16 protein-coding genes are annotated in these 22,075 nt (G+C 69.9%); 6 read left to right on the top strand and 10 right to left on the bottom strand.

What is annotated here, in order from left to right; genetic code table 11:
• Positions 1-50: 50 nt before the first annotated feature.
• The gene (locus ACP4J3_RS02030; RefSeq protein WP_426529648.1) at positions 51-1,853 is read right to left on the bottom strand and encodes an ABC transporter substrate-binding protein; all 1,803 of its coding nucleotides are present in this window, start codon (positions 1,851-1,853) and stop codon (positions 51-53) included.
• Positions 1,854-1,972: 119 nt separating this feature from the next.
• Positions 1,973-3,004 carry an ABC transporter permease gene (locus ACP4J3_RS02025; protein WP_426529646.1) on the bottom strand — a complete coding sequence of 344 codons (1,032 nt, stop codon included), beginning with the start codon at positions 3,002-3,004 and terminating at the stop codon, positions 1,973-1,975.
• A gap of 885 nt (positions 3,005-3,889) precedes the next feature.
• Here ACP4J3_RS02025 and ACP4J3_RS02020 point away from each other — a divergent pair.
• Entirely contained in the window at positions 3,890-4,630 is a 741-nt protein-coding gene (locus ACP4J3_RS02020) for a class I SAM-dependent methyltransferase (protein ID WP_426529644.1), read from the top strand.
• 71 nt (positions 4,631-4,701) lie between these two features.
• Here ACP4J3_RS02020 and typA read toward each other — a convergent pair whose 3' ends face one another.
• On the bottom strand, positions 4,702-6,618 hold the full coding sequence (gene typA / locus ACP4J3_RS02015) for a translational GTPase TypA (protein ID WP_426529642.1): 1,917 nt from the start codon (positions 6,616-6,618) through the stop codon (positions 4,702-4,704).
• Positions 6,619-6,774: 156 nt separating this feature from the next.
• Positions 6,775-9,114: an ABC transporter family substrate-binding protein gene (locus tag ACP4J3_RS02010; RefSeq protein WP_426529640.1), complete on the bottom strand. Its 2,340-nt coding sequence runs from the start codon at positions 9,112-9,114 to the stop codon at positions 6,775-6,777.
• Positions 9,115-9,479: 365 nt separating this feature from the next.
• Here ACP4J3_RS02010 and ACP4J3_RS02005 point away from each other — a divergent pair, with 365 nt between their 5' ends.
• The 5 genes from ACP4J3_RS02005 (at position 9,480) to ACP4J3_RS01985 (ending at position 15,446) form a co-directional block, all read left to right on the top strand.
• Positions 9,480-9,770, top strand: a complete 291-nt coding sequence (locus ACP4J3_RS02005; RefSeq protein ID WP_426529638.1) for a hypothetical protein — start codon at positions 9,480-9,482, stop codon at positions 9,768-9,770.
• Between the two features lie 31 nt (positions 9,771-9,801).
• Positions 9,802-10,623, top strand: a complete 822-nt coding sequence (locus ACP4J3_RS02000) for a hypothetical protein (protein ID WP_426529636.1) — start codon at positions 9,802-9,804, stop codon at positions 10,621-10,623.
• A gap of 21 nt (positions 10,624-10,644) precedes the next feature.
• Positions 10,645-12,588, top strand: a complete 1,944-nt coding sequence (locus ACP4J3_RS01995) for a fumarate reductase/succinate dehydrogenase flavoprotein subunit (protein ID WP_426529634.1) — start codon at positions 10,645-10,647, stop codon at positions 12,586-12,588.
• Positions 12,585-13,361: a succinate dehydrogenase/fumarate reductase iron-sulfur subunit gene (locus ACP4J3_RS01990; RefSeq protein WP_426529632.1), complete on the top strand. Its 777-nt coding sequence runs from the start codon at positions 12,585-12,587 to the stop codon at positions 13,359-13,361. Before ACP4J3_RS01995 ends, ACP4J3_RS01990 begins: the two co-directional genes overlap by 4 nt.
• Positions 13,362-13,583: 222 nt before the next feature.
• Complete coding sequence (locus ACP4J3_RS01985) at positions 13,584-15,446, top strand: hypothetical protein (protein WP_426529630.1); 1,863 nt, start codon at positions 13,584-13,586, stop codon at positions 15,444-15,446.
• A gap of 7 nt (positions 15,447-15,453) precedes the next feature.
• Here the strand turns inward: ACP4J3_RS01985 and ACP4J3_RS01980 are convergent, their stop codons facing one another.
• The 6 genes from ACP4J3_RS01980 to ACP4J3_RS01955 form a co-directional block, all read right to left on the bottom strand.
• The gene (locus tag ACP4J3_RS01980; RefSeq protein ID WP_426529628.1) at positions 15,454-18,168 is read right to left on the bottom strand and encodes a SpoIIE family protein phosphatase; all 2,715 of its coding nucleotides are present in this window, start codon (positions 18,166-18,168) and stop codon (positions 15,454-15,456) included.
• Between the two features lie 248 nt (positions 18,169-18,416).
• Positions 18,417-18,881 carry an ATP-binding protein gene (locus ACP4J3_RS01975; protein WP_426529626.1) on the bottom strand — a complete coding sequence of 155 codons (465 nt, stop codon included), beginning with the start codon at positions 18,879-18,881 and terminating at the stop codon, positions 18,417-18,419.
• A 124-nt stretch (positions 18,882-19,005) separates the two neighbouring features.
• Positions 19,006-19,410 (bottom strand): (deoxy)nucleoside triphosphate pyrophosphohydrolase, encoded by a 405-nt coding sequence (locus tag ACP4J3_RS01970; RefSeq protein ID WP_426529624.1) that lies wholly within the window; start codon positions 19,408-19,410, stop codon positions 19,006-19,008.
• Between the two features lie 30 nt (positions 19,411-19,440).
• Entirely contained in the window at positions 19,441-19,632 is a 192-nt protein-coding gene (locus tag ACP4J3_RS01965) for an SPOR domain-containing protein (RefSeq protein WP_426529622.1), read from the bottom strand.
• A gap of 320 nt (positions 19,633-19,952) precedes the next feature.
• Positions 19,953-20,705, bottom strand: a complete 753-nt coding sequence (locus tag ACP4J3_RS01960) for a GntR family transcriptional regulator (protein WP_426529620.1) — start codon at positions 20,703-20,705, stop codon at positions 19,953-19,955.
• Between the two features lie 147 nt (positions 20,706-20,852).
• Positions 20,853-21,980, bottom strand: coding sequence for a DUF4190 domain-containing protein (locus ACP4J3_RS01955; RefSeq protein ID WP_426529618.1), 1,128 nt, complete (start codon positions 21,978-21,980; stop codon positions 20,853-20,855).
• Positions 21,981-22,075 lie beyond the last annotated feature (95 nt).

Here is a 22,075-nt window from a genome sequence, read left to right as displayed (position 1 = left end):
TGGTGGGCGCTCCGCCACGCGCCCACCACCGGTTCACCGACGAACCGGGGTTACTTCTTCAGGTACACCCGGGTGACGTCCACGTAGCTCGAGTCGGAGCTGTAGCGGAGGCCGCCGATGTTCGAACCGAAGATCTGGAAGATCTTGACGTAGTAGATCGGCGCGGCCGGGTTGACCTTCTCGGTGATGTACTTGTTCAGCTCGCCCCACGCCTTGGTGGCCTCGTCGGTGTCGGTGATCTTCAGGATGCGGGCGATCTCCGAGTTGACGTGGTCGTCGTTGATGTGCGAGTAGTTCGACGCACCGTCCTGGATCTGGGTCCCGTCGTACAGCGGCGGGAAGACCGTCGACGCGGACGGCCAGTCCTGGCCCCAACCGGTCATGTACAGGTCGTAGCCGTTGTTGACCTTGCCGACCTGCTCGTACCAGGTGGCGGAGTCGATCTCCTTCTTCTGGATGTCGAGGCCGATCTTCTCCAGCGCGTCGGCAATCAGGACGGCCTGCTGCTGACGGACCGGCGAGTTGCCGTAGGCGTAGACGAGCTTCTTGCCCTCGAAGCCGCCTTCCTTGATCAGCTTCTTGGCGGCCTCGATGTCACCGTTGGGCTTCTTGGCCCGGTTGAACGGGTCGTACTTCTCGTCGTAGCCCGGAGTGGTGGGCGACATCAGCGAGTTGGCGACCTCACCGCCGTAGGCACCACCGTCGGCCTTGAAGACCGAGGCGGACGGCATCGCCAGCGTGATGGCGTCACGGAGCTTCTTGTCCTTGACGCGGTCCATGTTGAAGTTGAGCTGCCACACGTAGGGCGCGTAGCCCTCGATCGTGCGCTTGCCCATGACAGCCTTGTTGCCCACGACGTTCTGCAGCTGCGTGGTGGCGACCTGGCCCGTGAACATCATCGCGTTCTTGGCCTCGCCCTGGTCGGCGAGGAGGGTCTTGGTCTGGTCCTCGTCGTCGTGGTTCATCTCGATGTTGAAGCCGTCGAGGTACTGGTGACGCACCGAGTCGGACTTCGGGTCCCACTGGGTGTTCTTGACGAGCTTCATCGACTTGCCGGGCTTGAACTCGGAGATCTTGTACGGGCCGAGGGCGACCGGCGCGGAGTCGTACTTCTCCTTGGTGTCCGTCTCCTCCGGGACGACGCTGTAACCGGGCATGGTCAGCATCTGCGGGAGGTCGGGCTGCGCGTCCTTGAAGTGGAAGACGATCGTCTTGTCGTCCGGCGTCTCCAGGACGCTGTCCGGCAGGTGCTTGCCCTTGTCCGGGCCCTGGTAGGCCTTGCGGTAGGTGGTGCCGGAACCGGACAGCCACTGCTGCAGGTACGACGGGCCGTCGGTGATGAACGTCGAGTACAGGCGCTCGATCGTGTGGCGGACGTCCGCCGAGTTGATCGGGTTGCCGTTCGCGTCCTTCAGGTCGTCCTTCAAGGTGTAGGTCCAGGTCTTGCCCCCGTCGGAGACCTTGCCCGCGTCGGTGGCGAGGTCGCCCACGACGGTCAGGTTGCCCTGGTCGTCCTCGGCGTACTGCGTCAGACCACGGAAGATGAGGCGGCTGAGCAGCTTGCCGTCCGAGACGTAGATCTGGCCCGGGTCCAGGTGCGAGAAGTCCGACTCCTGGTACACGATCGCGGTGCCGCCCGGCTTGGCACCGGGGACCTCGGGGGCAGGGCCGGTGGACGCCTGGGCATCACCGATCTGCACCGGCTTGGACTGCGTCTTGGCGTCCTCTTTCTGCTTGCTGTTGTCCTTCGCCGAGTCGTCGCTGCTGCCGCCGCCGCAGGCGGTGAGGGTCAGGGCGCCGGCTGCCACCGCGACGATCGCGGCCTTGGCGGTGCGGTTACGGAAGATGCTCATGGAATGGAATCCACCTGCCTGTGTGTAGTGAGCGCTGCTGATAGATGGCCGGAACCGGGCCGAGGGGAACCGAACCGGCCTGGGCAAGCGCACGGCGTGCCCGTGGGGGGCTGGGGCTCTCAGCGGCCCGTCTTGGGATCGAAGGCGTCCCGGACCGAGTCGCCGAGGAGGTTGAAGGCCACGACGAAGACCACCATGGCCACGCCGGGGAAGAGCATGTAGTACGGGTCCTGCTCGATGATGTTCGCGCCGATGGCGAACATCCGCCCCCAGTCCGGGGTGGGTTCGACGTACCCCACGCCCACGAAGGAGAGGAAGGCGATGCTCAGAATGGTGCTCGGCAGCGTGAGTGTCGCCTGCACCAGCACCGGTGTGACGATGTTGGGCAGCAGTTCCTTGCGGATGATCCGCCAGGACGAGGCCCCGGAGATCCGGGCCGCCTCGATGAACTCCCGGTCACGCAGTGACAGGGTGGCTGCCCGGATCAGTCGCGCCATGCTCATCCAGCCCAGGAAGGAGAGGACGATGATGATCGCGCAGGTGCGCACATAGGTGGGCGTCTCCTCGTCCGGAGCGACGAACACCGTGGTGATGACGGGCATCGCGGCGACGAAGAAGAGCTGGTTGGGCAGAGCCATGAAGAAGTCGGTCATCCGGCCGAGCCAGTAGTCGCCCTTCCCTCCGAAGTAGCCTCCCGTAAGTCCGATCAGCACACCGAGCAGGGTCATCAGCACCGTCGCGGCCAGCGCCGTGAACATCGAGGTCCGCATGCCGTACAGGAGCTGGGTGAAGACGTCCCGGCCCAAGCCCGGTTCGATACCGAACCAGAACTCCCCGTCGATGCCGCCAAAGGGCTTCGCCGGCATGGTGAACATGTCCAGTAGTTCCGGATTGTCCTGCCCGTAGAGCGTGTACGGGTCCTTGCCGTACAGCTTCGAGATCAGCGGCGCCGCCGCCGCGATCGCGAAGAAGAACAGGACGATGACGGCGGAGATCACACCGGTCCGGTCGCGCTTGAAGCGCCCCCACATCAACTGCCCGGGGCTGCGTCCCTCAAGCGTCTTCGACTCCTTGGCGTCGCCCTGCGGCGCGCTCTCCTTGTCCACGAGGGAAGGGGTTTCAGCACCCTCGAGCTCGATTGGACTCGTCATGATTCGTCCATTTCACAGATGTTGGAGGTCGTCTGGACTTCACGGTGCCCGACGGCCTTCGCGCGGCGCACGCTCTCTCGCAGCGCGCGAGGAGAACAACAACGGCTGCCCCCGGGGGGGACCCTGGCTCGCGACCGGAGCCGAGGCCGACGGAACGGACCGTCAGGGAAGTTCGCGGGACCTTGCACCCGCAACCGCCGAGACAGAACTCAACGCACCCGCGAGGCCTGAATCTGTCATCCAGGACGACGCGACCCATATGGCGCTTATGGCACCTCGCATGGGTTCCTCCTCATAAATCCGCTGGTTTCACCGCAAAGGGGAGCACACGACACATCCGGCCCCGTCGCCGGTGCCCGAGTCCGCCAGGTGCCCCCACGCTCGCGAGCCGGCGCCCCGTCAGCGCACAACCCGTTCATACGAGCTCTACGCGCCTAACTATCTGCCATCGGCCAGGGAGCGAACCACACTCTCGAGGTCTCGGTTCGATCACAGATAGAGGCCAGGCCTTCCAAAATCCGGACAAAGGGTTTGGTGAGAGATCGCTGCGAAACGGACTTGTTACACATCTACCGGGAGGTAGCGTCCGTATACCGGACGCCCTGTCTTGGAAAAGCGGTTGCGGGTTGCACACTGACCATGCAAGGTCCACACAGGCCGTGTTGCGCTCATCACCCCGGCTCGGAATCGCCGGTCGCGCGGGCCCATCGCTTCCGGGGCAGGGTAATGGAACCCGACCCGCTCAAGGGCTTCTCACAACGAATTCTAGGGTTTTCCCTACATCGCCCCGTGGGGCACCTTCTCGGCAGGCGTGATACCCGCCATACCGCAGCAACTCACCCGCCTCACCCTCGCGTTGGACTGCGTTGTGGCACACTTCCGCGAGTGGTCGATCGTTCGTTCGCGGATCTCTCGCTCGCCGCGTTGTACGACACCCTGAACCCCTGGGGGGCGGGTGACGACTTCTACCTCGGGTTCGTGATGGATGCCGATGCCGTGCTCGATGTCGGCTGCGGTACGGGGCATCTGCTGCGGCGTGCGCATGCCGATGGGCATCGGGGGCGGCTCGTGGGCCTCGACCCGGCCGCCGCGATGCTCGTGCAGGCCCGGCGGCTCGGCAGCGGTGTCGAGTGGGTGCTCGGTGATCTGCGGACGCGGGAGTGGCGCGCGGAGTTCGAGCTGGTGGTGATGACCGGGCACGCCTTCCAGGTGCTCGTGGGCGACGAGGAGCTGCGCGCCGCGCTGCGGGCCGTGCGCCGGGCTCTGCGTCCCGCTGGGCGGTTCGTGTTCGAGACGCGCAATCCCGGGGCGCGGGCGTGGGAGACCTGGACTCCCGGGCGGGTGCGGGAGGTGACCGGCCCGGACGGGGGCGCCGTACGGGTGTGGCACGAGCTGGAGCGGCCCCTGCGCGGGGATCGCGTGACGTTCACGGAGACCTACGACAGCGACACCTGGCAACGCCCCCGCGTCAGCCGCACCACCCTCCGCTTCCTCGGCCCCGACGCCCTGTCCGCCGTCCTGCGCGAAGTCGGCCTCACGGTCGTCGAGCAGTACGGCGACTGGGACCGAGCCCCGCTCACCCCCACGTGCCCCGAGATCATCACTGTGACAGAGGCCAAGTCCTAGTTTTGTCCTCCGGCCTGCAAAAAGCCCGGGCTCCCCCTCGCAGGGGGAGCCCGGGCTCAACCGTCCGATGCTCAGCCGTGCTTGGCGCGGCTCGCGGCGCGGGCCCGCTCGCGGGCGTCCAGGCTCACCTTGCGGATGCGGACCGCCTCCGGGGTCACCTCGACGCACTCGTCGTCGCGGCAGAACTCCAGGGACTGCTCCAGCGACAGCTTGCGCGGCGGGACGATCGACTCGGCCACATCGGCCGTGGACGACCGCATGTTGGTGAGCTTCTTCTCCTTGGTGATGTTGACGTCCATGTCGTCGGAGCGCGAGTTCTCGCCGACGATCATGCCCTCGTACACCTCGGTGCCCGGCTCGACGAACAGCACGCCGCGCTCCTGAAGGTTCGTCATCGCGAAGGCGGTGACGGCACCGGAGCGGTCGGCGACCAGCGAGCCGTTGTTACGGGTCTGCAGCGCACCGAACCAGGGCTCGTGGCCCTCGTGGATGGAGTGCCCGATGCCGGTGCCGCGGGTCTGGGTCAGGAACTCGGTCCGGAACCCGATGAGACCACGGGAGGGGACCACGAACTCCATGCGGACCCAACCCGAGCCGTGGTTGGACATGTTGTCCATACGGCCCTTGCGCACCCCCATCAACTGCGTGACGGCGCCCATGTGTTCCTCGGGGACGTCGATCGTCATGCGCTCGACGGGCTCGTAGACCTTGCCGTCGACGTCCTTGGTGACGACCTGGGGCTTGCCGATGGTCAGCTCGAAGCCCTCACGGCGCATCTGCTCGACCAGGATGGCCAGCGCCAGCTCACCGCGGCCCTGCACCTCCCAGGCGTCCGGGCGTTCGGTGTCCAGCACCCGGAGGCTGACGTTACCGATCAGCTCGCGGTCGAGGCGGTCCTTCACCTGGCGGGCGGTGACCTTGCGGTCCTTGACAGCCGCCTTGTTGTCGGCGCCCTTGCCGGTGCCGCCGCGGCCCACCAGCGGGGAGGTGTTGGTGCCGATGACCATGGAGATCGCGGGCTCGTCGACCGTGATCAGGGGCAGCGGGACGGGGTTCTCGGTGTCGGCCAGGGTCTCGCCGATCATGATGTCCGGGATACCGGCGACGGCGCAGATGTCACCGGGGCCGGCCTTGTCGGCGGGCTTGCGGGTCAGCGCCTCGGTCATCATCAGCTCGGAGATGCGCACGTTCGTGACCGAGCCGTCGCGCTTCATCCAGGCGACGGTCTGCCCCTTCTGGAGCTCGCCCTGGTGGACGCGCAGCAGTGCGATACGGCCGAGGAAGTTGTCGGCGTCCAGGTTGGTGACATGGGCCTGGAGCGGGGCGCCCTCGTCGTAGGTCGGGGCCGGGATGTGCTCGAGGATGGTCGAGAAGAACGGCTCCAGGCTGGTCGAGTCGGTCGGAACCGTCCCGTCGTCCGGCTTGGTCAGCGACGCGATGCCGTCACGGCCGCAGGCGTAGACGATCGGGAACTCGATCTGCTCCTCATCGGCGTCGAGGTCGAGGAAGAGGTCGTAGGTCTCGTTGACGACCTCGTCGATACGGGCGTCGGGCCGGTCGGTCTTGTTGATGCACAGGATGATCGGCAGCCGGGCCTGGAGCGCCTTGCGCAGCACGAACCGGGTCTGCGGCAGCGGCCCCTCGGAGGCGTCGACGAGCAGCACCACGCCGTCGACCATCGACAGACCGCGCTCGACCTCGCCGCCGAAGTCGGCGTGGCCGGGGGTGTCGATGATGTTGATCGTGATCGGGTCCCCGCCGTCCTTGGGGTGGTACTTCACCGCCGTGTTCTTGGCGAGGATCGTGATGCCCTTCTCACGCTCCAGGTCGTTCGAGTCCATCATGCGGTCGTCGACGGAGTCGAGCTGGTGGGCGGCGAAGGCACCGGCCTGCTTCAGCATGCCGTCCACGATGGTGGTCTTGCCGTGGTCGACGTGGGCGACGATGGCGACGTTACGGATGTCGTGACGCGTCGAAAACGCAGTCATGGTGTGGCGTACTCCCGGAGTGGTGAGGACGGCTCTCGCGTACGTCTGTGTTACGCGGGCCCTGCCGGGCTGGACACGCCACGGCCTCACCCCATGGTACGGGGCCGCTGCTGATGGGGCTGGGCGGGATAGGTCGGTGCAGGTCAGGGGAGGGATTCAGTTCGTTGATGCGGCCGGTGCCGGCTTCAGGCCCTTCTTCAGGAAGCCCATGTCCTCGTACACCGGCGTGCCGAAGCCGAAGGCGCCCGCGTTGGCCACGCTCGACCTCGCCGCGATGAGCTGGGGGCGCTGGAACAGCGGGAGCGAGCCGGCCGCCGCCCAGATGCGGGAGTCGGCCTTGCGGATCAGTGACCGGGACTCGGACTCGTCCAGCGTGGCGACGGCCTGGTCGAAGAGCTGGTCGACCTGGTCGGTGCCGACCCGCGTGTAGTTCTGCTCGACGTTCAGCGAGCCGTCCGCCGCCGGGACCGGCTTGGCGTAGATGGGCCGGGCGTCGGTCGCGGGGTAGGCCGAGGCCGGCCAGGAGTACAGCGCGAGGTCGTACTGGCCGGAGGCGATGTGGTCCTTGAAGTAGCTCTCGTCCGAGACCTTGGTGATCACGGTACGGATCCCGACCCGCTCCAGCATGATCCCGATCCGGTCCGCGACCGTGCGCAGCGTCTGCGAACCCTCACCCGACGGCACCACGAAGCGCAGCGTCAGCGGCTTGCCGTCCTTGGCCAGCGGCCGCATCGCCGCGCCGCCCGCCGGAGCCGCCGTGCCCCGCGGAGCGTAGGCGCCGGGCGCCCCGCCCTGCTGCTTGCTCTCCTGGGCGAGCTGCTCCCCCGTGCGCCCCTCACGCCCCTCGTCGCCGTTGCCCTTGTCGTCCTCTCCGACGATGTACGTCCCGTCGTCCCCGCCCTCGGACTTCTTGCCCTTCTCGGTCTCCTTGGCCTCCTTCTCCCCCTTCTCCCCCTTCTCCTTCTCTTTCTCGCCCTTCTCGGCCTCGCTCCCCGCCGCCTTCTCCCCCTTTTTCTTCTTCTCCTCGATCGGCCCGCCCGGCACCCACCCGGCATCCGCGAGCAGCGCCTGTGCCTCCTTCCGGTCCTGGCCGCCGATCGCGCCGCTGTTGTCGGCGTACGCGGCCTGCCCGGCCAGCGCGAGGTGGCTGCCGACCGGCTCGGCGGGCAGCCCCAGCGGGGAGAGCACCAGCTTCGCCAGTTCCTCGCGGTCGAGTGCGCGCGCCACCGCCCGCCGTACCCGCTCGTCGGCGAGCGGACCGCCCCCGCCGTTGAGGGCGAGCTGTGTGTACGACGGCTCCAGCGACTTGCGTACCTCGAAGCCCCGGAACCGCGCCCGGTCCCGCTTCTGCGCGGGGGTCAGGGTGCGCCGCTGCGGGCCCATCAGGGGTGTGCCGGAGGCGCTGCTGGAGGCGCCGGCCGACGGCGTCCTCGGACGTGGCGGGGCGGCGAGCGCGATGCGCTTGGCCGCGGTGGCGTCGACCTCGGCCAGGTCCAGCTTCCCGGCGGCCAGCTCGGCGGCCCGCTCGGCGCGCGGCACGGCCCGCAGCACGATCTCGTTCAGCTTGGCCCGCTCCCCCCACCAGCGCGGGTTGCGGGTCAGCAGGACCTGATCGCCCTTGCGGTCGATCTTCTTCACGGTGAACGGCCCCGCGCTGACCTTGAGCCCCCGCCGCGCCCCGTCGTTGAACGAGTCCGGCGTGCCCATGACCTCCTTCGGGTACAGCGGCGTGAAGAGGGAGCGCCAGTCCGCGTACGGCCGCCCGAAGGTGACCCGCACCTCCAGGTCGTTGTCGCCGCGCTCGATCTTCTCGATGCGGTCGTAGCCGGCGTTGCGGGCGGTCCAGTAGGCGCTGTCCTTTCCGGACAGGGCCCGCCACTGGGCGGAGAAGTCGGCGGCGCCGATCTCGCGGCCGTCGCTCCAGACGGCCTGCTGGTCGAGCTTGTAGAGGACGACCTGCTTGGGCTCGGTCTCGACGATCTTGGCGGACTCGAGGTAGGCCGGGTTGCGCTCCGGCCGCCCGCCGGCGTCGAGCCGGAACATCGAGGGCAGCGTGGCCTGCGCGATCCGGGTCGTGGTGGCGTCGGCGTCCGACTGGAAGGTGTTGAGCGTCTCGGGTACGGAGTCCACGGCCCACCGCAGCGTGCCGCCGTCGGCGATCTCGGCCCGCCCCGCCGGGGCGATGTCCTGCCCGGCGAGCGGCTTGCCGGCCGGGTCGGGGTCGCTGCAACCGGCGAGCAGGGGCACCGCGAGCACACCCGCGGTCAGGAAGGCGACCGAGCGCGTGACCGCGCTAGGGGGTGTTGTGAAAGCCCCGTGCGGTGCCCGCGGTGTTCGGTGCGTGCCCTCGGCGTGCCGGACGAAGGCCCTCGTAGCGGAGCTACTTGGGCCTTTGGCCGGTGCGGCGAGGGTGCGTGCCGGGCGCCGCGGGTGCTGTGCGGGGCCTTCACAACACCCCCTAGGGCCGGGCCTGGGTCCGACGGCGATGTGGGACATCTCAGGTACCTCCGGGGGCGACTCGCGCCGCAGACGATTAGTGCGTTCTGATCACATTTGGCGGTATTTTGGAGTTGATCAGATCCACGGGCCCCCACTGAAGAGGAAAGGGTTCGCCAGGCGGAGCAGACACGGCGGCGGGGGTGGGCAAGGCCACCCGTCCGGAGTAACGCACTTCCCTTGCACTCCCTCGCGTTCGTTTCGCTCCCCCGGCGTACACAGAGCGCGTGCGAGCGCGCGTCTCAGGCGTGCAATCCGCCAATCGCTGCACATGCCTTCACAGCGACAGGTGTGACGCGCAACACTCGCAGGCGCATGAACGTTGCCACCAAGGGCCGAAGGGCCCACGGAAGTGAGGTCACGTCATGTCCGTGCAAGACGACCTGACAGCTGTCCAGCGCTGCCTCGACGACCTGGCCCGGTCCGTGGGCCGCCTGGAGAAGCAGCTCGGTACCGGCGGAATCGAGATGCGCCGCGTCCGTACCGACGCCAACCACCTGCGCGAAAGCGTCGCGCTGCTGCGCGAGACAGCCACGAGCCCCACCCCGCAGCGCAAACCGGAGCTCGTCACCATCCCCGACACGCCGTACGACGACTCTCTGTGGATCGACACGGATGACGAGGGTCTCGGCGCCCGGGACCGCCACGCTCCCTGAACCCAGCCCCTGACCCGACCGGAGTCATCCATTGGCCACTGGTACGGAACCCCATCTGAACAGCGACGGCGTACGAACGGGTACGCGCGCCGCGATCGCCGCCCCGCACCTGCGGACCGACCGCTGGTGGCTGGCCCCCGCCGCCACCGCGGCCGGTCTGCTCGCCTTCATCGTGTACTCGACCTGGCGGGCCTTCGCAGGCGCGGACTACTACGCGGCGCCGTACGTCTCCCCGTTCTACTCGCCCTGCCTTGCCGAGAACTGCGAGCCCATGCGCGCCGGGCCGAACTGGGATCTGTTCGGAAGCTGGTGGGGCCTCTCCCCCGCGATCATCATCCTGATCTTCCCGCTCGGCTTCCGGCTGACCTGCTACTACTACCGCAAGGCCTACTACCGCGGCTTCTGGATGTCGCCCCCGGCCTGCGCGGTGGCCGAGCCGCACAAGAAGTACACCGGTGAGACCCGTTTCCCGCTGATCCTGCAGAACATCCACCGGTACTTCTTCTACGCCGCTCTCCTGGTCGCCGGGATCCTGACCTACGACACGGTGCTCGCCTTCCGCGACGAGAACTACGAGTGGGGCCACATGGGCCTCGGCACCCTCGTCTTCCTCGTCAACATCGTGCTGATCTGGGCGTACACCATCTCCTGTCACTCCTGCCGGCACATCGTCGGCGGCCAGCTCAAGCACTTCTCCAAACACCCCGTGCGCTACCGCATGTGGCAGTGGGTCGGGAAGCTCAACGCCCGCCACATGCTGCTCGCCTGGACGTCGCTGGTGAGCGTGGCGCTCGCCGACTTCTACGTCTATCTCGTCGCGTCCGGGGTCTTCGACGATCCGCGCTTCTTCTAGATTGGGTGGGGACTGAAAACAATGTCCGTGGTCGAACGGCAGGAGTGGGACGTCGTCGTGGTCGGCGCCGGGGGCGCGGGCCTCCGTGCGGCGATCGAGGCGCGCGAGCGAGGCGCCCGTACGGCGGTGATCTGCAAGTCGCTGTTCGGCAAGGCGCACACGGTGATGGCCGAGGGCGGCATCGCGGCCGCCATGGCCAACGTCAACGAGAACGACAACTGGCAGGTCCACTTCCGCGACACCATGCGCGGCGGCAAGTTCCTCAACCAGTGGCGGATGTCCGAGCTGCACGCGCGCGAGGCACCGGACCGGGTGTGGGAGCTGGAGACCTGGGGCGCGCTCTTCGACCGCACGAAGGACGGCAAGATCTCCCAGCGCAACTTCGGCGGCCACGAGTACCCGCGCCTGGCGCACGTCGGCGACCGCACCGGCCTGGAGCTGATCCGCACCCTTCAGCAGAAGATCGTCTCGCTGCAGCAGCAGGACAAAAAGGAGACCGGGGACTACGAGTCCCGGCTGAAGGTCTACCAGGAGTGCACGGTCACCAGGGTCCTCAAAGACGGCAATCGGGTCTCCGGGGTCTTCGCGTACGACCGTGAGACCGGCCGCTTCTTCGTCCTGGAGGCTCCCGCCGTCGTCATCGCGACGGGCGGTATCGGCAAGTCGTTCAAGGTGACCTCGAACTCGTGGGAGTACACGGGCGACGGCCACGCGCTGGCCCTGCTCGCCGGGGCGCCCCTGCTCAACATGGAGTTCGTGCAGTTCCACCCGACGGGCATGGTCTGGCCGCCGTCGGTGAAGGGGATCCTGGTCACGGAGTCGGTGCGCGGCGACGGCGGGGTGCTGCGCAACTCCGAGGGCAAGCGGTTCATGTTCGACTACATCCCCGACGTCTTCAAGGAGAAGTACGCCCAGTCGGAGGAGGAGGGCGACCGCTGGTACGACGACCCGGACAACAACCGGCGGCCCCCTGAGCTGCTCCCGCGCGACGAGGTGGCGCGCGCGATCAACGCCGAGGTGAAGGCGGGCCGGGGCTCCCCGCACGGCGGGGTCTTCCTGGACGTGTCCACCCGGATGCCGGCGGAGGTCATCCGCCGTCGCCTGCCCTCCATGTACCACCAGTTCAAGGAGCTGGCGGACGTGGACATCACCGCGGAGGCGATGGAGGTCGGCCCGACCTGCCACTACGTCATGGGCGGCATCGCGGTCGAGTCGGACACGGCGGCGGCGCGGGGCGTGCCGGGCCTGTACGCGGCCGGTGAGGTGGCCGGCGGCATGCACGGCTCCAACCGGCTCGGCGGAAACTCGCTCTCCGACCTGCTGGTGTTCGGCCGCCGCGCGGGCTGGCACGCCGCCGAGTACGCGGCGGCGCAGGCCTTCGAGCGCCCCGAGGTCAGCGATGTGCAGGTCGACACGGCGGCCGCGGAGGCGCTGCGGCCGTTCTCGGCGGAGGGACCGTCCGGGGGCGCGGACGACGGGCGCCCGCCGGAGAACCCGTACACCCTCCACCAGGAGCTCCAGCAGGCCATGAACGACCTGGTCGGCATCATCCGCCGGGAGGCCGAGATGGAGCGGGCGCTGGAGAAACTCGCGGACCTGCGGGTACGGGCGCGAAGGGCCGGCGTCGAGGGCCACCGCCAGTTCAACCCGGGCTGGCACCTCGCGCTCGACCTGCGCAACATGCTGCTGGTCAGCGAGTGCGTGGCGCGGGCGGCGCTGGAGCGCACCGAGTCGCGCGGCGGCCACACCCGCGAGGACCATCCGACGATGGACCGCAAGTGGCGCAACATCAATCTGCTGTGCCATCTCGCCGACCCGACGGGCGGCCTCGCGGCCACCGACCCGGAGCGCGGCCAGATCAATCTCGTACGGGAGACCACCGAACCCGTCCGCCAGGACCTGCTGGCTCTGTTCGACAAGGAGGAGCTGGTCAAGTACCTCGCCGAGGAGGAGCTCTACCAGTGAGCAGCTACGAGGCCCGCTTCAAGGTGTGGCGGGGCGATGTCCAGGGCGGGGGCCTGGAGGACTTCAAGGTCGAGGTGAACGAGGGCGAGGTGGTCCTGGACATCATCCACCGCCTCCAGGCCACGCAGGCCCCTGACCTGGCCGTCCGCTGGAACTGCAAGGCGGGCAAGTGCGGTTCGTGTTCCGCCGAGATCAACGGGCGGCCGCGGCTGATGTGCATGACCCGGATGTCGGTGTTCACCCGGGAGGAGACGATCACCGTCACCCCGCTGCGGGCGTTCCCGGTCGTCCGGGACCTGGTCACGGACGTCGGCTTCAACTACACGAAGGCCCGTGAGGTCCCCTCCTTCGTACCGCCTTCCGGCCTGGGCCTCGGCGAGTACCGCATGATGCAGGAGGACGTGGACCGCTCGCAGGAGTTCCGCAAGTGCATCGAGTGCTTCCTGTGCCAGGACACCTGCCATGTGGTCCGTGACCACGAGGAGAACAAGCCGGCGTTCGCGGGCCCGCGCTTCCTGATGCGGGTCGCGGAACTCGACATGCACCCGCTGGACGCCGCCGCCGACACGGGCCTGGACCGCAAGAGCACCGCCCAGGACGAACACGGCCTCGGCTACTGCAACATCACCAAGTGCTGCACGGAGGTCTGCCCCGAGGGCATCAAGATCACGGACAACGCCCTGATCCCCTTGAAGGAACGGGCCGTGGATCGCAAGTACGACCCGTTGGTGTGGCTGGGCTCGAAGATCAGGAGGCGGTCCGCGGGAAGCTGAGAGCCCGCTCGAGGTTGTGCTCAGGACGGCCGCCGCCCGGGGTTCCCGTACGGCGATCTCCTCGACGATGTCGCGGGGGAGGCGCGCCGTCGCAGGCCGGGGTGGTCGCCCGCGTGTGCTGTGCGGCGGCGGGGCGCTCGCATGTGGTTTGCGTCGGCCCGAGCGGCCGGGCCGGGCGCATCCCGGTCGCGTGGCGGCTTTGATGCTCATACGCTCCGAAATGTGACGTCGTCCTTGAGCCGGGTCCGGGCGCGGCCCGCGCGCCCGCAGATATCGGTGCGGGTGGTGCAGGCGCCGGTGGGCGGGCTGGTCGGGGTGGCGTGGCTGGTGCTGCCCGGGATGACGGTCGCGGCGAACGGCACAAGCTCCGTCGTCGACTTCGTCATGCCGGTGGCGGCTCTGGTCACGGCGGTGGCGCTCGCGGGATTCGGGTTCCTGCGGCGCAGACGGCGGGCCCGGGGGCGTACGACTCCCGGTGGGGCGCCGGGGCCGGTCGCCGAGCCGCCCCTCGGGGAGCTGGACGAGCGGGCGCGGGCGGCGCTCGTGGACGCCGACGACTGGGTGCGGGTCAGTGCGGAGGAGCTGGGGTTCGTCGCGGAGCGGTTCGGGGCGGGGGACGTCGAGCGGGTCGAGCCCTTCGCTCGGGCTCTGCGGAGCGCCCGGGCCGAGTTGGCGGTCGCGTTCCGGATGCGGTGGCAGTACGAGGGCGGGGTTCCGCGGGAGGCCGCGGCCCGGCGGCATGCGCTGGCGGGGATCGTCGGCCGGTGCGAGGAGGTGGGGCGGCTGCTGGACGGACAGGCCGCCGCGTTCGATCAGGTACGGGGCCTGGAGGCGGGGCTGGGCGACGGGCTGGGGCAGGCCCTGGTCGTCGCCGAGGGCCGCTTCCGGGAGCTGACCGGGCGGGCCGGGGCCGCCGGTACGACCCTCGCCGATCTCGGCCGGCGGTACGGCACCTCCGCGACCGCCGCCGTCACGGGTCACGCCGAGCAGGCCAAGGACCGCCTGGTGTTCGCCACGACCCGCCTCAACCACGCCCGCCAGTCGGCCGACCTGGGCGAGAACGACCGGGCCGCCGCCCGGCTGCGCGCCGCCGAGGGCGCCATCGCCCAGGCCGCCACCTTCATCGACGGCATCGAACGCCTCGCCGGTGACCTCGCGAGGGCCACGGCGATGGTTCCGGCCGCGCTGACGGGCGGCGAGGTGGAGATCGCCGGGGCACGGGAATCCCTGGTGAAGCCGGGATCGCCGTACGCGGACGCCCTGCCTGGCGAGCTGCGGGCCCGGGCCGTCCGCGCCGACATGCCCCCGGCCGACGTACGCGAAGAGCCGGGATCGCCGTACCCCGACATCCCACCCGGCAAGGTACGGGCACGGCCGGTCCGCGCCGACACGCCCCCGGCCGACGTACGCGAAGAACCAGAATCGCCGTACCCCAACATCCCACCCGGCGAGCCACGCGCCCGATCCGACCGCGCCGACACGCCCCCGGCCGACATACGCGAAGAGCCAGGATCGCCGTACGCCGACATCCCACCCGGCGAGCTGCGCGCCCGCGTCGTCCGTGCCGACATCGTGCTGGCCGGTGTGCGCGAAGAGCTGGTCTCGGGGCGGCCGTATGACCCCCTCGAGTTGCTGCGGCGGATCGTGCGGGCCCTCGCTCCGGTCGTCGCGGGGCGGGGCGGGGTGATTCCGGTCGCCGCGGTGGTCTGCGCGCGGGGTGCCGTCGCCGGTGCGGACGACGTCGTCGCAACGCACCGGGCGGCGGTGGGCGGCGAGGCCCGCACCCGGCTGGCGGAGGCGCGGCGCCTGCTCGCGTCACCGGCGCCCGGACCGCGTCAGGGGCTCGCCGATCTCGTCACCGCCGACACCCTGGCCCGAGAGGCCCGCGACCTGGCCGAGCAGGACATCCGCGTGCACGGCCACCCCATCGAGGCCCCCGCCCCCGACGTCAGCGGCCTCACCGGCGCGGTCCTTGGCGGCATCCTGCTGGGCGGCGGGCTGAAGGGCGGCGGCCCACCTGCCTGCTTCGGTGGGCCCCGCACACGGGGACGGCGCGCAGACGGAGACCCGGTGGCGGGCGACTGAGCCGGTTTCAGAACAGGCTCAGCAGCGCCTCCGCCGGATCCGCCACCCCGTGCTCCCCGTCGGGCAACGGCAGTTCGAACCACACCGTCTTCCCTCGTGGCGTACGCCGCGAACCCCACGCCGCGCTGAGCAGGCCGACCAGTTGCAGGCCCCGGCCGCCCTCGTCGGTGTCGCGGGCGCGGCGGCGGCGGGGCTGGACCAGGCCGGAGTCCCAGACCTCGCAGACCAGGGTGCGGTCCAGCAGCAGGCGGAGTCTGATCTCGCCCTCGCCGTAGCGCAGTGCGTTGGTGACCAGTTCGCTGACCAGGAGTTCCGTGGTGTCGACGAGGGGTTCGAGGTCCCAGGACAGCAGTTGCCCGCGCGCGTACTCACGGGCACGGCCCACGCTGCGCGGCTCGCGCGGCAGGGTCCAGTCGCCGACCGACTCGGCGGGCAGTCCCTGGACACGTGCCATCAGCAACGCGATGTCGTCCTCGCCGTGGTGGCTGTCGAGGGTGTGGAGGACGTGGTCGCAGACGTCCTCCAGCGGACGCGTGGGGTCCGTGAGCGTGCCCACGAAGGCCTGCAGGCCCTCGTCCAGGGGGTGGTCGCGGGACTCGACCAGTCCATCCGTGTAGAGCGCCAGCAGCGCGCCCTCCGGCAGTTCGACCTCCACCTCCTCGAAGGGTTCGCCGCCGACGCCCAGCGGCATCCCGGGCGGCACGTCGAGCATCAGCGCCGACTCGCCGGGTTCGACCAGGACCGGCGGGAGGTGGCCGGCGTTGGCGAAGGTGCAGCGGCGGGTGACGGAGTCGTAGACCGCGTACACGCACGTCGCCAGGTACACCTCGGACAGGTCCGCCTCGCGGGGCCGGCGGGCCGCGCGGGTGGCCTGCTGGACGCCGCCGGGGGCGCCGAGGCCGCGCGCGATCTCGTCCAGCGCCGAGAGGACCTCGGCCGGTTCGAGGTCCAGCAGCGCCAGCGTGCGTACGGCGGAGCGCAGTTCGCCCATCGCCACCGCCGCGCGCAGCCCGCGGCCCATGACGTCCCCGACGACCAACGCGGTGCGGTGACCGGGCAGTTCGATGACGTCGAACCAGTCACCGCCCACCTCGCTCGGCCGGTCCGACGAGGCGTTGCCCGGCAGATAGCGGCAGGCGATGTCGAGGCCGGACGCGACCGGGTCCCCCGGCGGCAGCAGGGACCGTTGCAGTATCAGCGCCCGCTCGTGCTCGCGGCGGTAGAGGCGGGCGTTGTCGATGCAGACCGCCGCCCGCGCGGCGAGTTCGACCGCCAGGTCCCGGTCCCGTTCCCCGAACGGCTCGCTGCCCTTGGTCCGGGCGAACTGCGCCAGTCCTACGACCGTGTCGTGGGCGACCATCGGCACGGCGAGCGTGGACTGCACGAGGCCGCCCTCCTCGCCGGGCACATGCTGCGGCCGGGCGGTGCGCAGGGCGTCCGCGCCGGGCGAGTTGAAGGGGTAGTGGTGGACGGCGCCGACCGCGACGGGGGGACCGGAGCCGATGAAGGGTGCGTCGGAGACCGCGCTGGCGAAGGCGACCCGGCGCAGCTCCGCGCTGCCGTCGGCGAGGCCGGGCGGGGTCTCGTCGCCGGCCAGCAGGCCCTGGTAGAGGTCGACCGTGGCCAGGTCGCAGAAGCCGGGGACGACGACGTCGAGGAGTTCGCGGGCCGTGGTCTCCAGGTCCAGGGAGTTGCCGATCCGGGCACCGGCCTCGTTCAGCAGGGCGAGATTGCGCCGGGCGGCGGCGGCCTCGCGGGCGGCCGCGCGGCGGGCGGTGATGTCGATTCCGAGCCAGGCGATGCCGATGACGCGGCCGCTGCCGCTGTGCACCCGGTAGAGGTTGACGGACCAGTGGCGGCGCTCGTCGGAGCCCGGCAGAAAACCGGTCACATGCATGTCCGTGATGGAGTCGCCGCTCTCCAGGACGCGCCGCAGGGTGGCGGCGACCCGTTCGGCCTCGGGTCGCGCCAGATAGTCGTGGACGTTCTTGCCGCGATGGTCGTCGGGGGTGCCGCCGAACAGCGAGGCGAACCGCTGGTTGGCGCGCCGCACCCGCAGATCGGGGTCGATCAGCAGGAAGCCGAAGGGAGATTGACCGAAAATGGACTGCGAGGCGGCGAGGTCGGTCTCCATCCGGCGCAGCGTGCGCACGTCCACGACGATGCACACGGCGGCCTTCTCGCCGTCCTCGGTGCGCGTCGGCATGACGTACACCTCGGCGAGCCCCTCCGGACCGGGCCGCCCCGCGGCATCCTGCGGCGTCCGGAAGGGGACCACGCCGGTCCACTCCCGCCCGTCGAGGATCTCCGCCATCTTGCGCTGGCCGTGCTCGCGCAGGTCCGGGTCGACGAACGCCTCGATGGGGTCCATGCCGACGGCGCGCTCGGCCGGGATGCCGAAGAGCTGCTCGGCGCGCAGGCTCCACTGGTCGACCAGGCCGTCGGGGCCGATGGAGAAGGACGCGACCTTGATGTAGTCGTAGATGGAGCCGGGCGGGCTGCTCTGCCAGACGGGGTCGCCGGGGCGGGGCTCGTCGAACGGGATGGGGCCTTGTGCGCCCTGAGGGGTTTCTGCGCCCTGAGAGGCTGAGGCTCCTGTGTCCTGAGAGGTCTGTGAGACTTGCGCGGCCTGTGTGTCGTCGGCCCGCTCCCCCGCGGTCCTCGTCCTCGCGCCGTCCGACGGGTCCTCGGACTCCGTGGCCTTCGCTGGTATCTCGCTCACGCGAACCGTCCCCTCCAGCTCACCGCGCCCGGCACCGGTCACCGGCGGCGGCTGCCCGCAGTATCCAGCACTACGGCTCCGCACAACACGGTGTTCACGATCACAGCACGTTCCCGATGGTTTTCGGTCCCGGCTGCGGAAACACTCCCAGACTTCTAACCAGCGGACACGCAGTCGAATCACGCGGTTGCACAACCGCCACTGGCCTGAACCATCCGTTCGACAGGGCGGGGGTCGCCGTACAGGAGTCAGTCCGGCACCGCGAGTTCGAACCACACCGTCTTGCCGGTGTCGCGGCCCGGCCTGGTCCCCCAGCGGCGCGAGGAGTGCGCCACGAGCTGGAGTCCGCGGCCGCTCTCGTCCTCCAGGTGGGGGACGCGTTCGCGGGGCGGGTCCGGGAGCGGGTCGGAGACCTCGACGAGGAGGACGTCACCGATGCGCGCGGGGCGTACCAGGCATACGCCGATGGGGCCGGTGGCATGCCGCAGGGAGTTGGTCACCAGTTCGCTGACCAGCAGGGCCGCGATATCGGCGAGGCTGGCCAGCCCCCAGTCGCACAGCCTGCCCCGAACGGCGGCACGGGCCGCGCGCACGGCACCCGGCTCCGCGGGAAAGCTCCAGTCGGCGCGGTCGTCTTCGGTGTCGATCACGCCGATCACTTCCCAGGCCAGCAGGTTCGCCCATGTCCGGTTTCGCGGGGTTAATGAGCACATACCCGATATTCGGGGGGCGGTACCGCGTGGAAGGTGTGGGAAGGGTGGGGGGTCGGCGTGCGGCAGGTATGGGGTGGGAGTCCGCCGGGGAGGCGCGGGCCGGTGCGCGCCGGCGCGCTTCGCATCAGTCCCGCGGTCGCAGCCGCGCCGCCACCTCTCGGACCGCCGGCACGTCCTGGTCCAGCCAGTCCACGTCCCACAGCTCGCCGGGGCCCAGCCAGCGCAGCGCGTCATGGTCCTGGAGGGGCTTGGGCCCGCCCGTTCCGGGGACGAGCCGCGCGGTCCACACATGCAGGACGTACGGGGCTCTCAGCGGCCACGCCCCCGGCACGCGCTCGACCACCTCGGCGTCCACGCCGAGTTCCTCCCGCAGCTCACGCACGAGCGCCGCGTCGGGCGTCTCGCCGGGCTCGACCTTGCCCCCGGGCAGCTCCCAGCGCCCGGCCAGCTCCACCGGCGCGCTGCGGCGCGCGGCGAGCAGGCGCCCTGAGTCCAGCAACGCGGCGCCGACCACGATCCGTTCCGTCATGCGCCGGAGCCTACGGGAGCGCAGGGAGGGTCAGTTGTCCGCGCCGCTCCCGTTCTGCGCGATCCGTTCGACCCAGTACAGCTGCTGGTGCCCCCGGTCGTCGAGGCTGTCCGCGATCTTCTGGGCCTCGGCCCGTGTCGCATAGCGCCCCACCCGGTAGCGATTGCCGTTGTCGTCCTGCCGCACGACGAGCCAGGGCAGAGTGATCGTGCTGTCGTTCATCGCCCCCCACCGCTCCTTCCCGCCCACGACCGGCTGCTGGCTAAGGAAACCGCACTCCGCATATGCCCGAGCCTACGCCTAACCTTTACGCAGCGAATACGGCTTTTCACAAAGAGGTACGCAACCAGCCAAGTCCCAGGGGGCGCACGGCATCAAGTGCGCCGTGCGCAGAGGTCGATGCATCCGGTCACAGGCATACTGCGCACGCCCGCGTCGACCTGCGAAAACGGCCAGATTCCAACGGCGCTGAAAGAGGCGGGAGTTGTGATTCTGCCGGGGGCAACTGCCGTGAGGTGTGCGCTACCTCACCTACGAGTGCGCTACTTCACCGGGAGGTGGTAAGCGACGCGGTAGCGGTCCGCGGGGATCACCACGTCCGCCGTTTCCACCGGGCGGCCCGACGCGTAGTACGTGCGCTGGATGACCAGGACCACATGGCCGGGCACGCCGCCGAGCGCCAGCAGTTCCTCCGCCAGGCCGGGGCGGGCGCCCACCTCCTCCGTGACGTTGTCCACGACGACGTCGATGGCCGCCATGCGCTCGACGACCCCCATGCCGCCCAGCGGGCCCTCCTCGGGCAGCATCACGGGGGTGCGGCCGGTGAGGGCCAGGGGTTCCCAGGAGGTGGACAGCATCATCGCCTCGCCGGCCTCCCGGAAGAGGTACCGCGTGCACATCACGCGCTCGCCGGGCCGGATGCCGAGCCGCTCGGCGATGGCGCCGCCGGCCTCGGCCTGCTCGCTGCTGGACTCCCAGGTGCCGCGTGTCTCGCCGTTGGCCTGCTCCTGGCGGAAGGGCGTGGCGCCGCTCGGCGGGCGGAAGCCGGAGCGGGAGATCCTGCGGGGTACGGGGCGCTCACGGACGTAGGTCCCGGAGCCGGAGCGGCCCTCGACCAGGCCCTCCGCCATCAGCACCTTGCGGGCCTCCAGCGCGACGGTGTCCGAGACGCCGTACTCCTCGCGGATCCTCGCCTGGGACGGGAGGCGGGTGTGCGGGGGGAGCGAGCCGTCGACGATCTTCTTGCGGAGATCGCCCGCGACGCGCAGATACGCCGGCTGCTCACCGAAAGTCACTGGCCGCTCCCATCAGGTTGTACAGACAGCAACAGCGTGGCAACCATGAGTTGTGCCTTGCAAGCAAAGGCCAGAGAATCACTCGATGTGATGACTTGTGCCTGCGGAGGGCTTTACGCAGGCACTTTCTCCCCGCTATAGCCGCGCTCACACATCGAGTTCACCTGTGTCACCGCTCTCGCCGCCGCTCTCGGGCTCTTCGCCGTATGTCGGTGCGGTGGTGTCCAGGCCCAGAGCCTTGCGGGCGGTGACGGTCGTGGGGCCGTCCACATAGTCGTAGCCGTTGTCGTAGTGCGCGTAGTACGTGTCCACGTCCTTCGCGGTGGACGCGCGTGACCACTCCTTGTGGGCCGCCTTCATCTCCTTGATCAGGTCGGCGACCGGCTGCCTGGTTTCCGGTCCCCAGTTGTGCGCGCGCAGTTGTTGTATCTGCTTGCCCAGCACGGCGTGGACGTCCTTCGCCCAGGCCTTGTTGGCCGCGAGGTCCTCCTCGGGGTATTCCTCGGGCTCCTGGTAGAGGGCCGCGTCGACGGCGTTGGACGCGGAGAGGAACGCGGTCTGGTCGGGGTCGAGGGTCGTCGGGTCCTTGCGCAGCGAGCCGGTGAGCTTGCCGTTCTCCTTCGCGCTGCCGAACAGGCAGGTGATCTCGCGGTCGCCGAAGCGCCAGCTCCGCCGGGACGGGATGAAGTAGTACACGTCGGCGTCGTCCGGGATGGCCCAGGCGTCCATGGCGTAGCCGCCCCTGAGCGCGTAACACTTTTCGTCGGCGGCTCTGGTGACCTCGTCGTCGCCCGGGAAGGCGCCGCCGGGCAGGGTGACGACGGCGAAGACCTCGCCGTCGTGCGGGCGGGCGCAGGTCACCTTGTCGATGTCGTACGCCTCGCCCTCCAGGTTGCCGGTCGGCGAGTCGAAGCAGTCGCCCTTGGCGAGCGCGTAGGCGGTGCCCTCGCCGTTCGCGGCGTCCTTGAAGCCGTTCCAGGCGTCGGAGGCGGTGCCCGTGCTCAGCGCGAGTGTCCACAGGGCCAGGCCGACGGAGGACAGGACGGAGCCGGCGATCGCCATGCCCTTGCCGCGTTCGCCTCTCTTCTTGATCTGCGCCAGGGCGATCAGGCCCAGGGCCAGGCCGATGGCGGGCACGAAGCAGAGGATGCCGAGGACCAGGGCGGCGATGGCTACGCCGTTGACGGGGGCGGGGTGGGTGTACGGCGGGTACGGGTACGGCGGTGGGGGAGCGTACTGGCCCGGCGTGGGTCCGGGTGGCGGAGGTATGGACACGAGGGCCGGGCTCCTGGTTCGGGCGGGGGAACGGGTGTGCGACTGGGCGAATGGTATGCGTTGTTTGCCTCCGGTGGGTGGGGTCGCGCTGATGG

The organism is Streptomyces sp. UG1 (genome assembly GCF_049974585.1).
In the GTDB taxonomy this organism is placed as follows: Bacteria; Actinomycetota; Actinomycetes; order Streptomycetales; family Streptomycetaceae; genus Streptomyces.
The sequence above is the reverse complement of the archived record's forward strand: the minus strand, read 5'-3'. Positions and strand labels throughout refer to the sequence as shown.